Annotated in this window: 8 protein-coding genes, 3 tRNA genes and 3 rRNA genes; 4 read left to right on the top strand and 10 right to left on the bottom strand. The window is 42.6% G+C overall.

Features of this window, described 5'->3' with window-relative positions; genetic code table 11:
• Positions 1-7: 7 nt before the first annotated feature.
• The 3 genes from QOL44_RS05130 to QOL44_RS05120 all read left to right on the top strand — a co-directional run bounded on the left by QOL44_RS05130 (position 8) and on the right by QOL44_RS05120 (position 3,466).
• The gene (locus QOL44_RS05130) at positions 8-1,114 is read left to right on the top strand and encodes a class I SAM-dependent methyltransferase (protein ID WP_009058871.1); all 1,107 of its coding nucleotides are present in this window, start codon (positions 8-10) and stop codon (positions 1,112-1,114) included.
• Positions 1,115-1,228: 114 nt separating this feature from the next.
• Positions 1,229-2,923, top strand: a complete 1,695-nt coding sequence (locus QOL44_RS05125) for a 4-alpha-glucanotransferase (protein ID WP_009058873.1) — start codon at positions 1,229-1,231, stop codon at positions 2,921-2,923.
• 114 nt (positions 2,924-3,037) lie between these two features.
• A complete protein-coding gene (locus tag QOL44_RS05120; protein WP_009058875.1) occupies positions 3,038-3,466 on the top strand; it encodes a hypothetical protein in 429 nt (142 codons plus the stop codon).
• A 14-nt stretch (positions 3,467-3,480) separates the two neighbouring features.
• Here QOL44_RS05120 and QOL44_RS05115 read toward each other — a convergent pair whose 3' ends face one another.
• The 10 genes from QOL44_RS05115 to QOL44_RS05070 form a co-directional block, all read right to left on the bottom strand.
• On the bottom strand, positions 3,481-4,341 hold the full coding sequence (locus QOL44_RS05115; RefSeq protein ID WP_045086656.1) for a sugar phosphate isomerase/epimerase family protein: 861 nt from the start codon (positions 4,339-4,341) through the stop codon (positions 3,481-3,483).
• A 10-nt stretch (positions 4,342-4,351) separates the two neighbouring features.
• A tRNA-Gln gene (locus tag QOL44_RS05110) sits at positions 4,352-4,425 on the bottom strand.
• 38 nt (positions 4,426-4,463) lie between these two features.
• Positions 4,464-5,909 (bottom strand): NADP-dependent isocitrate dehydrogenase, encoded by a 1,446-nt coding sequence (locus QOL44_RS05105; protein ID WP_009058879.1) that lies wholly within the window; start codon positions 5,907-5,909, stop codon positions 4,464-4,466.
• A gap of 66 nt (positions 5,910-5,975) precedes the next feature.
• Positions 5,976-6,467: a hypothetical protein gene (locus tag QOL44_RS05100; protein ID WP_009058881.1), complete on the bottom strand. Its 492-nt coding sequence runs from the start codon at positions 6,465-6,467 to the stop codon at positions 5,976-5,978.
• A gap of 26 nt (positions 6,468-6,493) precedes the next feature.
• On the bottom strand, positions 6,494-7,018 hold the full coding sequence (locus QOL44_RS05095; protein WP_009058883.1) for a hypothetical protein: 525 nt from the start codon (positions 7,016-7,018) through the stop codon (positions 6,494-6,496).
• Between the two features lie 644 nt (positions 7,019-7,662).
• Positions 7,663-7,778 (bottom strand): 5S ribosomal RNA (gene rrf, locus QOL44_RS05090).
• A gap of 96 nt (positions 7,779-7,874) precedes the next feature.
• Positions 7,875-10,723 (bottom strand): 23S ribosomal RNA (locus QOL44_RS05085).
• Positions 10,724-10,868: 145 nt separating this feature from the next.
• Positions 10,869-10,942 (bottom strand) — tRNA-Ile (locus QOL44_RS05080).
• Positions 10,943-10,976: 34 nt separating this feature from the next.
• Positions 10,977-11,052: transfer RNA gene (locus QOL44_RS05075), tRNA-Ala, on the bottom strand.
• Between the two features lie 400 nt (positions 11,053-11,452).
• Positions 11,453-12,976 (bottom strand): 16S ribosomal RNA (locus tag QOL44_RS05070).
• Together the 16S, 23S and 5S rRNA genes with 2 tRNA genes alongside form the textbook arrangement of a ribosomal RNA operon.
• 359 nt (positions 12,977-13,335) lie before the next feature.
• On the opposite strand from QOL44_RS05070, the gene QOL44_RS05065 reads away from it, so the two are divergent.
• Entirely contained in the window at positions 13,336-15,057 is a 1,722-nt protein-coding gene (locus tag QOL44_RS05065) for an ArnT family glycosyltransferase (protein WP_228343206.1), read from the top strand.
• The last annotated feature ends 396 nt before the right edge of the window (positions 15,058-15,453 follow it).

Genomic DNA, 15,453 nt, shown 5'->3' with positions numbered 1-15,453 from the left:
AGGCCCTATGCCATTCAACGAGTATATGGCTTTACATTTAGGGCATCCCAAGTACGGCTATTATGTCCAAGGAACAAAAAAACGAATAGGGAAAAACGGAGATTTTTTTACAAGTGTTTCTGTAGGAACTCTATTTGGTGATTTTCTTGCAATGCAATGCATTGAAGTTTGGAAGCAGTTGAGGAAAACGGACTCCCTATGGATTATCGAGACAGGAGCTGGAGGAGGAGAACTGGCCTGTGACATTGTTGATTGGTTGGACAAAAACGAATCGGAATTATCAAAAAAATTGTCCTATCTTTTTCTTGAGCCTTTTTCTTATAACCAACTTCAACAGCAACAAGAGATTAATCAGCGAATCGGCACTACCGACCGTTTCTTTTGGATTAGTGGATGGGAAGAACTTCCCATTCTATCTGATTTTACTATCCTTATCGCCAATGAATTTTTAGACAGCCTGCCAGTTAAACGAATAAGTTTTCAAAAGGGAAAGTGGATGGAGAGCCATGTCGGAATTAATCATGAAAATAAACTTTGCTTTATCTATCAGCCGATTAAGGAAAATAGTAAATTAGCATGTATGATTGACGAGTTAGGCATTCCAAAAATAGAAGGGTACACAACAGAAATTCATCTAGAAGCAATGGAATGGATTAAAAAAGCCAGTGCTAAAATCTCCTCTTCTTTATTTTTCATCATTGATTATGGTTTAACCAAAGAAGAATATTTTGCACCCTGGCGTTCTAATGGCACTCTTCGGTGCTACAAAAACCATCAAATTTTTGACAATCCACTACTTTTTCCTGCCGATTGCGACATTACAACACATCTGAATTTTAGCTTAATTCTTAAAGCCGCTGAAGAAAGCGGTCTCGAATCTATCGGATGGCTAAATCAACATCATTTTTTCATGGGATTGTTAGAAAAAATGTGTGTTAGAGACCCTCTTTTTCTTGTTAAAAATCCAAAAAGAGAAAGCTGGATAAGAAAATTTTTTATGCTTTCTCATCCTCATTTCATGGGAGAAAATTTTAAATTCCTTCTCCTTGTTAAAAACCTTCCCCAACCCCTTTGTTTATCTGGTCTCAAATTTTGTCGTTCTAAAAGTCCCTAAAAGGGACGTTGAATTTTTTTGTTTCTATTCAAAAAGAATTGTATTCTAACACAATTAAATTGAAGGCATTTTATCTTTTGTCCTTTCGCCCTTACAAACTTTTTTACTTTTTCTATGCAACCAATCAATATAGATGAAAAACGGGTGGGACTTCTTGCCCCGGTCTTTTCATTAAGGAGAGAAAACGATTTGGGAATTGGTGATACCAAAGCAGTGCTTTCCACAATCGATTTTTGTAAGCGGATGCATATAAATTACTTACAAATCCTTCCAATAAATGAGACTAGCGAAGACAATAGCCCCTACAATGCTTTAAGTTCCATTGCTTACGATCCCATGCTCGTTACTATGGAGCCTGATTTTATTCCTGGACTTAGTTCAGAAGATTTAAAATTTTCGAATTTAGAAAAAGAAAGGCTTGAAGGTCAATTTATTGACTATAAGACCGTAAAATCGATCAAAAAAAAACTTTTCGAAAAAGCCTTTTATAGATTCATTGCTTCCTCTCATCTCGTCAAGAAAAAGGAATTTATCCATTTTTGTAAAAGTAACCAAGATTGGCTTTCTACATACACTCTTTTTAGGTTTCTTGTGGATGAAAATGCTGGAGATACACATTGGAACGATTGGCCAGAGGAAATAAAAACTTATGAAAACGCCATCGAATGGCTTAAAAGACAAAAAGATCAAAAGTGGATTTTAGAAAAACGCCGTTTTTATTCCTTTATTCAATGGGTTGCTCACACTCAATGGAAACAAGTAAGAGAATATGCTGATTCCAAAAACATAAAACTGATGGGAGATATTCCCTATGGCATTAACAGATACAGTTCAGATGTATGGGCTAGTCAGGAACTTTTTGATTGTCAATGGAGTTGTGGGGCGCCACCAGAAACTTTTTTCCAAGGAGATGAGTTTGTAAAGAAATGGGGACAAAATTGGGGCTTCCCTTTGTATCGGTGGGAAAATCATGAAGCCGAATCTTTTCGTTGGTGGAAGAGAAGGATCCTCCAAACAACAAAAATTTTCCATGCTTTTCGGCTAGATCATGTTCTTGGATTTTTTCGGATCTATGCTTTTCCTTGGTTCCCAGAGCAAAATAATGAATTTCTTCCGCTCTCTATCGAAGAAGTAAAATTAAAAACTGGAGGAAAGCTTCCACGATTTTTCCCTGGTCCTGATGAACCAGATGCGTCTGCCCTTGTTAATGAAAATCAGGGAAAAAAAATACTAAGTGTGATCCTCGAAACCGCAAAAAATGAAATAGTCATTGCTGAAGATCTTGGTTTAGTCCCTCGATACGTTAGACCTCTTTTACAAAAAATGGGGATTCCGGGTTTTACAATTCCGATGTTCGAAAGGCTTTCTGACTATTCCTTTAAGCCAATAACACACTATCCTGCACTATCGGTCGCCACTTATGCTACCCACGATCATCCTCCTTTGATGCTTCAATACAATCGCCTCTGTCATAGAGCTGTTCAAGATCCTAATAGCCAAGAGAGGAGAGAGCTACAAAGAATTGCTGATTTTCTTGGATGGAATATTTCCGAGCTTCCAAACCATTATGACTCACGAATCCATCTCAGATTTATTGAAACTCTTTTATATTCTCCCTGCTGGCTTGTCGTTTTTACTATTAGCGATCTTTTAGGAATAGAGCTTCAATTCAATCATCCTGGTTCAAAACCTGAAGACAATTGGAAAGATAGATTAGAAAAACCCATAATGGATTATCTCGAAGAACCAGAATTTGGTAGTAAGCTAAAAAAAATCAAGCAACTTATAGATCAAACAAAAAGATCATAAATTTTCTTCTTATGGGCAATCGATTGAAACTAAAACCTTCATCAAAAAAGAAACTCTTCTTCAATTTTTTACTTTTTAAAAACATTCCATTATTCAATACTTTTAAGAGTTAAAATGAAGTCTGGTACTATCAAAAAACAAATTCTTTCCTTGGGGCTGGCATTGCTTCTGCCTATATTCATTTTTGGAGGGTGTGATCAAGCCGTTTATCTCTGGCAGTATGGTTCTGTAACAGGTCCAGGGAAAAAGAATGCGCGTGCTGCCTTTGAACAAGACCTTTTCAATCCAGAAAATAGCAAAAAGCTAAATATAGTAGGCCACCAAATCGTTGTCAATTACGTAGACATGCCTTCAATTAATCCATGGACATCCCAAGAAGAAGCAGAAGTTCATGCGACAATCCAAGTCAAATTTAAAAATGGTAGAATTTTTCAACAAACCTATGATGGAACAATAATCCATACCCGTGGAAAAGAATGGCACGTAAGTCCGATGTTAATAAAAGCAATTGATACGCAGCTTTCCGCTGTAAGTCGGTCATAAAAGAGAAAGAGGTCTTAAAGATTCTTTACTCTTTTCCCCTTTATTTTTTCAAGACTCTGAAGCCTTGCTTTTTGCAATAAAGCTTCTGGATTATCTTTAAAAGATAAACCATTAATTTCTAGAAGAAAATCCCCTTTAAATTTTTCTTCTTCCAAAGCCTCAATAAAGTTTTGCCAATTGATTATTCCATCCCCAGGGACAAGATGGTCATCATGCTGGCCTAAAGTATCCTGAATATGCAAAGAGACCACTCTCTTAGCGATTTTTTTATATTGTAAATCAATGTCTGCTTGATGGTTTAATAAAACATGCCCTGTATCGAAACAAATTCCCACATCTTCTGGAAAAGAAGAAACAAGATGAAAGAGAAAGTCTAAATTCGATCCAAGGAATTGAGGCAATAAAGTTTCTAAAGCTAAAATGACACCTAATTTATGGGTATATTGATAAATGATTCCAATATTTTTTCTAATCAACTCAAGTCTCTTATTTTCCTCTGTTAATTCAGAAAACTGATTTTTTTCAACCCCAGAAGGATGCACCACAAGAATTTCTCCGCCAATTTCCTTTAATGCCTTAGCCGCAGCTACAGTCACATTTATAGATTCTTCTTGGATAGAAGGATCTGGATGAGAAAGATCAAAGGAAGGATAAAAGGGACTGTGCAAACTAATCGCCTTTAAATTAAAGGCTGCAAGTTGAGTTTTAAGCTCCTCAAGTTCTTTGAGATTTCGGACATCAAAATGGGTATATTGTAATTGAGAGTCTGGAGAAGACCAAATTTCAACGACTTCGAATTTTTCTTTAGCAATTAAAGGTAAAGCTTCAAAAATCGGCCGGTCGCAAAAGACACTTGTTGAAATACCCAGTCTCATACATCCTTTTTGGCTGCCCGGCATGGACTCGAACCATGACTAAAGGCTCCAAAGACCTCTGTGCTACCATTACACCACCGGGCAATACAGCTCTATTTTTCTATAAGAGCCTGGCTGCTTCTTTATTCTCCCTGGCTACGAGAATATCCTTCCATTCCATTAAAAGTATACAATAACTCTGTTTTAGTGAATTCCAATCCAATTTTCTGGATTCTATCCAAAAGTCTAACAACATCCCCATGAGAAATGGTTGAATTATTTTCTTTATTTTTAATAAAACGGCATTGATAGGGGCCAGCCAGTAAAGCTTCCTCAAAGCAAGCAGGCCATACTGACATTCCTCTATTCGCAATCGATTCCAAAATAAGCGATTCAGAACAGTCCTTTAAATGGCCTGCTAATTGAGCAGGATCAGAAGAATATTCAACAAAAACATCTACTCCAACTAACTCTTTTTTCTCTTGAGGTAGAACAATAGAAAAATTTGTTTTAGGATTTTCTTTAAATTTAGTGGAACAAAAAGGTTTTAAGACCTCCGGTTCTTTCCCTAAATTTTGGATAATTTGATCGGAAAATTCTTTTGTTCCGACTTTTTTTCTACTGACCCCTTCTCTAAAAATGTCATAAGTATGAATGCCTTCCTCTATGGTCCTAAGCCAAGCATTGTAGACGCGATCAGCAACCGCATTTTGTCCAATGTGAATAAGCATTTGAACAGCGGCCAAAAGAAGCCCAGAAGGATTGGCAACATTCTGTCCGGCTCTCCTAGGCGCAGAACCATGAATAGCTTCAAACATAGCATATCTATCACCAATATTAGCCGAAGAACCAAGGCCAACAGATCCTGCAATCTGAACGGCTACATCGGATAGAATGTCTCCATAGAGATTAGCCAAGACAATTACATCAAAGGATTCTGGGCTGTCAGCGAGTTTAGCTGAACCAATATCAATAATCCAATGCTCCTTTTCAATATCTGGATATTCTTGTCCAACTCTTTCAAAAACCTTATGAAACATCCCATCTGTAATTTTTAAGATATTATCCTTTGTAAAACAACTCACTTTCTTTCTTTGAAAGCAACGAGCATATTCAAAAGCATACCGAATAATTCTTTCGGTTCCCTGAAAAGACAAAACTTTCAAGGCTTGATAGGAATCAATACTCTGTCTATGTTCTATTCCACTGTAAAGATCCTCTTCGTTTTCTCTGACAATAACTAAGTCCAATTTTGGATGTTTTGTAAAAATAAAAGGATGATAAGCTACACAAGGCCTTACATTTGCAAAAAGACCAAAAGCTTTTCTAAAGGTGACATTCAAGCTTTTAAAGCCACCTCCCTGAGGAGTCGTTATCGGTGCCTTTAAAAAAACTTTTGTTCTTTTTAGACTTTCCCAAGCTGAAGGATCGATCCCTGTGAGGTTTCCCTGCATATATATTTTTTGACCAATTTCTATAGTCTCAATTTCCAATTCAGCCCCAGCAGCAAAAAGGACTTTTAAAGTGGCCTCCATGATTTCCGGCCCAATGCCATCTCCATAAGCAACAGTAATTGGTACTTTTTTCATATGATTTATTTTTTTAAATTTATTAAATTATTTCATTTTTAATCCATATTAAAGAGCTAATTTACATCAATTAGCCAAGTATTTAATTACCCACCATCGGGACTGCCCCCCAGTTGCAGAAGAAAGACCAATTAAAACCGGGGCTGCAATGAACAACCCTGGGCCTGTTGCTGCACTTGCCCCATAAGCCCCTGCAACCCATATGGCTTGTCCGGCTGCAGATCCAAGGGCAGCGGTTGCTCCGCCCGGTAAAATACCATAAGCTTGGTATTCCAATAGGCCATCTGCTCCCATTTTTTTAGCCTTTTTGGTAATATCTTTAAGTAAAGAGGATTTTCTCAAGCCACTTCTTCTATCATGAATGATTCCGATAATCTTGTATGGCCGAGGAGGCAATCCATCATACCAGACATCAATGCCATTAATTTTCTGAACTGAAGCTCCTTTCCCTTTTTGACTTCCTCCTCCTTCATAAGGAATATAATTAGTTGATGAACAGGCCCAGACCCCTAATAAAAGCAAAAAAAACAATAGACTTTTCTTTAGAAGACTTTTCATTCTTTATGCAGAAAAAAGTTTTTTATTTATTTCTCCTTCTTATTGTTCTGCAAGCGAACATACTTAAATACCCACCAACGTGACTGTCCGCTTTGTGCTCCAGAAAGCCCTGCAGAAGCTGGTCCAGCATAGGGCAACCAACTTCCCATGGTTGATCCATAGGATTGAGGAAAGTACATCGCGTTTGTGCCAAAACCAGCCGCAGCTGCAGCTAATTGATTGGCAGCAACTGCATAAGCCTGATATTCAATAACGCCATCTGCACCAATTGACTTTGCTTTCTTAACAACATCCTTGATCAATCCAGAAGAAAAAAGACCACTTCTTTCATCATGAATAACTCCAATAATCTTATACTTTTGGTTCGGAAGACCATCAGACCAAACTTCAACTCCCTGAATAACCCTTTTCCCACCCCCTTTCCCTTCTTGTATCCCATCTCCATGATAAGGAAAATAATTGGTATGTACGCATCCACAAAAATACAAAACGAGCCCAACCATTATGATTATTTTAAAAAAATTATTAAAATTATTATCGATAAAATTCATAAATTTTATCTTTTCATCAAATTTAGTTAATTCTTTTAAATAAAATGCACCTCAGTCAATAAAATAAAGCAATTAGGCAGATAGGCAGATGCAGGAATTTCCTATTCTTTTGAAAAGATGGTAGGAAATCGCCTCTTTATATCAAGTATTTTGGATTGCTATGGATCTAAAATAACCAAGATGCAAACTGTCTGCATCTTTCCAAGCAATTGACTTATAGAAGCAGAAGATCCGCATTGGGGGGGGGGAGCATTTAAAATGAGCCACCTCATCCAGCTGATCTCCCACATATCATCAGGTCGCGGGAATAGGGGACAGCCTATACCCAATGTAGTGCATTCAGTACAAGTTGAAGGATTTAAAGGAATAAACATCCCTATATTCATCTTCGAACTAGTGGTGCCGTTTTCAAAATGCTCACGTATCTTCTATAGATGCTCCTCCGAGATGTAATGTCCTAAACGAAGAATAAAATTATCAAGCCATAACCTCAAGAATTAAGCACAAGTCTAGAACAATGTTTTGTTTTTCTCGTATACATTCAGCCGCATCTGAAACGGAATAAAAGCCCAGGGCTTTGGGACCTATGCTCCATCACCAAGTGCAAAAAAAAATCCCTTACTTATAAAAAGTAAGGGATTTTTTTCTGGCAACGCCCTACTCTCACGTACCCTATCGGTACACTACCATCGGCGAAGACATGTTTCACTTCCGTGTTCGGGATGGGAACGGGTGGTTCCATGTCTCTATGGTCACCAGACCTCTTCCTTTGTGTACAAAGGAAGAGGTCTGGAGGCCAATTTCGTTCTTTGAAAACTGCAGGTTAATTGAGAATAAAAGACCTAAGCACTTAGAGAACTACAAGCCAATCGGGCTATTAGTACCGCTCCGCTCCATGCATTACTGCACTTCCACGCGCGGCCTATCAACGTGGTAGTCTACCACGGCCCTGATGGGGAGATCTCATCTTGGGAATGGCTTGGCGCTTAGATGCTTTCAGCGCTTATCCTTTCCGGACATAGCTACCCGGCGCTGCGCCTGACGGCACAACCGGAACACCAGCGGTCCGTCACTCCCGGTCCTCTCGTACTAGGGAGTGAACCCCTCAGATCTCCAGCGCCCACAGTGGATAAGGACCGAACTGTCTCACGACGTTCTGAACCCAGCTCGCGTACCGCTTTAACCGGCGAACAGACGGACCCTTGGGACCTTCTCCAGCCCCAGGATGCGATGAGCCGACATCGAGGTGCCAAACCGAGCCGTCGATATGGACTCTTGGGCTCGATCAGCCTGTTATCCCCGGCGTACCTTTTGTCCGATGAGCGATGGCGATTCCACATTCAACCACCGGATCACTTGGTCCTACTTTCGTACCTGCTCGACCCGTCGGTCTTACAGTCAAGCTCCCTTCTACCCATGCGCTCGACGCACGATTGCCAACCGTGCTGAGGGAACCTTAAGAACTCCTCCGTTACTTTTTAGGAGGAGACCGCCCCAGTCAAACTGACCAGCTGTCATTGTCCCAAATCTCGATTCAGAGAGTTTGGTTAGAACTTCCGTTACGGAAGAGTGGTGTTTCATTGGCGACTCTGCTTCCTCCGAAAAGGAAGCTTCACAGTCTCCCACCTACGCTAAGCAACCATAACAGAAGTCCAGTAACAGCGTACAGTAAAGGTGCACGGGGTCTTTCCGTCCTACTGTGGGTAGGCGGCATCTTCACCGCCACTATAATTTCACTGAGCATCTCTTTGAGACAGTCGCCAACTCGTTACACGATTCGTGCAGGTCGGAACTTACCCGACAAGGAATTTCGCTACCTTAGGACCGTCATAGTTACGGCCGACATTCGCTGGGACTTGGGTTCAAAGCTTCGCCTTGAGGGCTAACTTCTCCCCTTAATCTTCCAGCATTGGTCACGTGTCACTCCCTATACGTCGTCTTCACGACTTTGCAGAGAGCTGTGTTTTTGTTAAACAGTCGGTTGGCGCTGTTCACTGCGACCTCCTTTGCAGGAGGCACCCCTTTTCCCGAAGTTACGGGGCTAATTTGCCGAGTTCCTTAAAGAGATTTCACTCACGCGCCTGAGTATACTCTACCCACCCACCTGTGTCGGTTTCCGGTACGGGCACCTTAGTCTACCCGGAAGCTTTTCTTGGCATTTCATTTGAAAGATCCCCTCAGGATTTCTCCCTCAGGTCCCCTTGCGGGACAAGGACTTTCAGCACCTCGCCTTTCTCTTGAAATGCGTCCCATCCGGTTAAATGTCGGTGGTGCTGGAATATTAACCAGCTTGACATCGTCTACGCCCTTCGGCCTCAACTTAGTCCCCGACTAACCCTGGGAGGACGAACCTTCCCCAGGAAACCTTGGGTTTACGGCGGGCCGGATTTTCACCGGCCTTATCGTTACTCATGTCTGCATTCTCACTTCCAAACACTCCACGGTCGGTTACCCTCCCGCTTCACAGTGTTTGGAACGCTCCTCTACCGTGTCTTAACGACACCCGCAGCTTCGGTATGCAGCTTAATCGCCAATCATTTTTGGCGCAAAATTTCTCGGTGAGTCAGCTATTACGCACTGTTTAAATGATGGCTGCCTCTAAGCCAACATCCTCACTGTCTAAGAAATTTCACATCCTTTCCACTTAGCTGCATTTTGGCACCTTAGCTGGCGGTCTGGGTTGTTTCCCTCTCGACGATGAAGCTTATCCCCCACCGTCTTACTCCCATGTTCCACCCTGTGGTATTCAGAGTTTGATTGGATTCGGTACCCCGGTAAGGGCCCTAGTCCATTCAGTGCTTTACCCCCACAGGTCAGCACATGAGGCTAGACCTAAATCTATTTCGAGGAGAACCAGCTATCAGGGGGTTTGATTAGTCTTTCGCTCCTACCCACAGCTCATCGGAGACGTTTTCAACCGTCACCCGTTCGGACCTCCATCACCGGTTAGGGTGACTTCATCCTGGCCATGGGTAGATCACCTCCCCTTCGGGTCTACTGCCTGCAGCTCAAACGCCCTATTCAGACTCGCTTTCGCTTCGCCTCCATCCTAAAAGGATTTAGACTTGCCACAGACAGTAACTCGCAGACTCATTAAGCAAAAGGCACGCCATCACCCTTTCGGGCTCTGACACCTTGTAGGCACACGGTTTCAGGTTCTATTTCACTCCCCTCATCGGGGTTCTTTTCACCTTTCCCTCACGGTACTGGTTCACTATCGGTCGCCAGGTAGTATTTAGCCTTACGCGGTGGTCCGCGCAGATTCACGCGAAGTTTCCCGTGCATCGCGTTACTCAGGATACCACCAGGCGTTGCGCAAGCTTTAAGATACAGGCCTCTCACCTTCTATGGGGCGACTTTCCATCCGCTTCTCCTAGCTCTACAACTGCCTATATGGTGGTCCTACAACCCCAGTCAGCAAGCTGACTGGTTTAGGCTGTTCCGCTTTCGCTCGCCACTACTAACGGAATCGCTTTCGCTTTCTTTTCCTCCGCTTACTGAGATGTTTCACTTCAGCGGGTTTCGCTTATCCAGGTCTATGGATTCAACCTGGTATGGTACGACATTACTCGTACCGGGTTACCCCATTCGGAAATCCCCGGATCAAAGCGTGCTTCCCACTCCCCGAGGCTTATCGCAGGTAGCCACGTCCTTCATCGCCTCCTGGCGCCAAGGCATCCACCATGTGCCCTTGTTTGCTTGTAACTCTCTTTAAGTACTCTTAAATGTTTTACTCTCAATCACCTGCAGTTTTCAAAGAACATATAGCCTTTTAAAACGCATCCTATTCCCAAACCTTTGAAAAACTTTGTCAGGAAAATCGGAATGCCTTTCTTTGTCAATATCCATCTGGGCCTGACTGGGCTCGAACCAGTGACCCTGCGCTTATCAAGCGCATGCTCTGACCAACTGAGCTACAGGCCCAATGCAGTCCCAACGTTTTGGACCAATCGCATGCTGGTGGAGGCAAGGGGATTCGAACCCCTGACCTACAGCTTGCAAAGCTGCCGCTCTCCCAACTGAGCTATGCCCCCGATAATCTATCTGTACGATTATCGTTTCTTTACTCCTTTTCCAAAGCATGCCATTGTGATTCATTCCTCTTTGCCTGACAAAGTATTTTGTTGTTGCTTTCTCTATCTCCCAGAAATACCTATCCCTGGAGTAAGAGATATACAACAACAAAATCACCTAGTTAAGGTCAAAATGGACCCTCTTACCTTCTACTGGATGCTATTCTCAGCTGTTGGTTTTTTCTTTAAAAGGCTATGGTCGCCAGTTCAACAGAACTGAGTTGTGCAGAATCCTTATTATAAGGTTGCAGTATTATTTTTTTTTACTTGCCCCCAATCTATGATTGCAAGGCAAGTAATCGACCTAAGCAACGAATATTTTCGGAATCTTACCGAAGACTATCGCTGCTTTACTCCTTAGAAAGGAGGTGATCCAGCCGCAGGTTCCCCTACGGCTACCTTGTTACGACTTCATCCCAATCACTAGCCATACCTTCGACAACCTTACGGTTGGCTTCGGGTACAACCAGCTTTCAGGATGTGACGGGCGGTGTGTACAAGGCCCGGGAACGTATTCACGGCGCCGTAGCTGATGCGCCATTACTAGCGATTCCGGCTTCACGAAGGCGAGTTGCAGCCTTCGATCTGAACTGGGCCCGGTTTTTGGGATTTGCTCCACCTCGCGGTCTTGCTTCCCTCTGTACCGGGCATTGTAACACGTGTGCAGCCCAGGCCATAAGGGCCATCCTGACTTGACGTCGTCCCCACCTTCCTCCCCGTTATACGAGGCAGTCTGTTCAGAGAGCCTTTCGGCAACTGGACATAGGGGTTGCGCTCGTTGCGGGACTTAACCCAACATCTCACGACACGAGCTGACGACAGCCATGCAGCACCTGTGCCGTTCGCCCTTGCGGGCCATTGCCTTTCAGCAACTGAACACGGCATGTCAAGGCCTGGTAAGGTTCTTCGCGTTGCATCGAATTAAGCCACATGCTCCACCGCTTGTGCGGGCCCCCGTCAATTTCTTTGAGTTTTAGCCTTGCGGCCGTACTCCTCAGGCGGTGCGTTTAACGCGTTAGCTACGGCACTGGCGGGGTCGATTCCGCCAACGCCTAACGCACACCGTTTACGGCTAGGACTACCGGGGTATCTAATCCCGTTCGCTCCCCTAGCTTTCGTGTATCAGAGTCAGGTACCGTCCAGGAAGCCGCCTTCGCCACCGGTGTTCCTCTCGATATCCACGCATTTCACCGCTACACCGAGAGTTCCGCTTCCCCCTCCGGTCCTCTAGCTAGACAGTATCGAATGCAGTTCCTTTGTTAAGCAAAGGGATTTCACATCCGACTTATCTAACCTCCTACACACCCTTTACGCCCAGTAAATCCGAGCAACGCTTGGGACCTCTGTATTACCGCGGCTGCTGGCACAGAGTTTGCCGTCCCTTCCTCTCCCTGTACAATCAAACTTCCAAGTTTATTCAACTTGAAAGCCTTGGTCCAGGGTGACAGGAGTTTACAACCCGAAGGCCTTCATCCTCCACGCGGCGTCGCTCCATCAGGCTTTCGCCCATTGTGAAAAATTCTCGACTGCTGCCACCCGTAGGTGTCTGGGCCGTGTCTCAGTCCCAGTGTGGCTGACCACCCTCTCAGGCCAGCTACCCGTCTTAGCCTTGGTGGGCCATTACCTCACCAACTAGCTGATGGGCCGCGGGCCTCTCCTGAAGCGTAAGGCCTTTGCAGGTCCCCTACTTTGATCTTTCGATCACATGCGGAATTACCCCATCTTTCGATGGGCTATTCCCCACTTCAGGGTAAGTTCCCACGTGTTACTCACCCGTTCGCCACTGAACTTGTTCCTTGTTGCCAAGGAACAAGCTTCGTTCGACTTGCATGTCTTATCCACGCCGCCAGCGTTCGCTCTGAGCCAGAATCAAACTCTCCGTAAAGAGAAAGATTCTTGGCTAAATGCTCTAAATTTTAGAGCAGGCCACAAAACTACTGCAAAACCTTACATAAGGTTCTGCACAACTCAATCCTGTTTTTAGGCGACCAAAAGTTATCAAAGAACAATTTTTTAAAATTTTGCTTTATCGTAGGGAGTTTATCCTATTCACTCTCCCATATTAGTCAATAGATTTTTTTTACTAAAAAAAGAAAATTTATTTTTCATCTCAAATATAATGCTTCGTTGAGTAATTTCAAATAGCCAAATAATCTTGTTATCAGATTGTTCTCTGTTATTATTCTTAATTCTTTCTAATTATAACGCATCCAACAAATGGATTCCATTAACAGACCTTCTCATATGGGAAAAAACCAAATCCCACCCCTCTTCCATTGGATAAATCTTTTTTATCATTCTAAACAATGGCTTTTTTTGCCACCCCTCTTCCTATTCTTCTTTGCTTTTTTTCTTCTTTCCTCCGGATCTTATTCGCTCCCATTAATTGATCGTGATGAACCAAGATTTGCACAGGCTGCAAGGGGAATGCTTCAAAAACAAGATTTCATCGTTCCCTTCTTTAATGGTGAATTCAGGTTGGATAAACCACCATTAATTTATTGGTTAATGGCCTTCTTTTATCAATTGTTTGGAGTTAATGAATTCTCTGCTAGACTCCCTTCGATCCTTTCTGCTTCACTGTTAGCCACTGTTCTCTATAGCATAAGCAATCGCTATTGTTCTTCCATCCGATGGGTGGCACCTATAGGTTTTATTGTCTCCGTACAGACCCTTATCCATGGTAGATTAGCCACCGCCGATATGGTCCTTGTGTTCTTTGGAACACTCTCTCAATGGGCTTTTTTAAATTTACTTAAAAAGAAGTCTCATTTGTGGTTTTTTATTTTCTGGATTTCTCTTGCACTCGGTTTTCTTGCTAAAGGACCTATAATTTGGTTTATAGCCTTTATTACTTATTTGCTTCACCGGTTTGTTTTCTGGAAAAAACCTTTACCGATTGGCAATATTTCTCCAATTTTAGGTTCGTTGTTGTGCCTTACAATAATCAGTTGCTGGGCTATTCCAGCATTGATCGAAACAAAAGGGCTTTTTTTCAAAATAGGCATTGAAGAACACATTATTCATAGAGGTATAGAAGCTTTTGATAATCGTCCGTTCATTCCTTTTTATTATTTTATATCTTCCTTAATAAGCCTCTATCCACACTCCGCATTTTTCGGATTTTTTTTTGAAGCCTTAAAGAAAAACTGGTCAATGGAGAATAGTTTTTTGCTTTCCTGGTTTCTAGCTCCTATTCTCATTTTTTCTTTCTATGCCACAGAGCTTCCCCATTATATCATGCCAGGCTTTCCCGCTTACTTCTTGTTAATAGCCCAAGGCATTGGCGAAGCCAAACAAAACAGATTTTCTTTTCTTTTTGCTCTCTTTTTTCTTGGATTATTTGCAATCCTTGCTTTGAGCCTCATATTTTTTTGCCTTTATCAAGGATGGCCTCAAGGCACCTCATTGAAGGATATTCCAATTCTTGGAGGTTTGGTGTTCCTTGTTTTATCTCTTTTTGGTTTCACACTGCTTTCGTATATAAAAAATCGTTCCCTCTCTATTCCTTCTGCCTTCCTTATGGCCCTCCTTTATGCTTTACTTGCTTCTTCCCTCTCTTTTTTATCCAAAGACTTACGGCTTCTTTCCCTCACCATAAGACTCTCTGCTATGTTTAAAAATATGCCCGCTACATCCATAAACTATGCCTCGGGATATACAGAGCCAAGCTTAGTTTTCTATTCGAATAGAAATTGGAGATGGGATACAGCCTTGCCAACTTCTCCTAAACCGCCCTTTTTTTTGATCCAATTGGAAGAAGAAACCTCTCTTGGAAAAGGACTAATGGAGTCTTTTGCAAAGATCAAGCAGCCTCAAAAAAAACAAGAAAAAGCAATTTCATTGCCCCCCTTCTCTCCACCCTCTGCATTGAAAAATCAAGAAAACCTCGGGGAAGGAAAGATAGAAGGATTAAATCTTGGAAGAATGTCGTGGTCAAAAGTTTATTATCACTATCATTATTGAACCTAGAGTGTTTCCTGTTCCTAAAAACATACTCGGGACTTGCTTATGCCTAACCCAAGTTCGTTCTTTTTGCCTTGGTTTTGTCCCGAGTCCCCTCGGTATTGCCAAGTCCGTTTCGTTCTTCGGTAGTCTGGCGTGGTGCTAGCAAGCCAGAGTCGGCTTATTCCCTGACTTTCTGTTCCGCACTGTGTCCATTGAGCGTGGAATGCCAGATCCGGGAGTCTACCGCTCCGGAACAGCCCTCCTCCTCTGGATTCCTACCGAGCGGTTATCCATGCCGTTGGGTAAACCTCGACAAAATGATCACCTTCACCCGTTTCTACGGCTTCCATAGGCTTATTGCCGGATCTCCGAGCCTTTCTCTGAGGTTGTATGCGCCAACCCTATCCACATAGC

The sequence above is a fragment of the Candidatus Methylacidiphilum fumarolicum genome (genome assembly GCF_949774925.1).
In the GTDB taxonomy this organism is placed as follows: Bacteria; Verrucomicrobiota; Verrucomicrobiia; order Methylacidiphilales; family Methylacidiphilaceae; genus Methylacidiphilum; species Methylacidiphilum fumarolicum.
The sequence above is the reverse complement of the archived record's forward strand: the minus strand, read 5'-3'. Positions and strand labels throughout refer to the sequence as shown.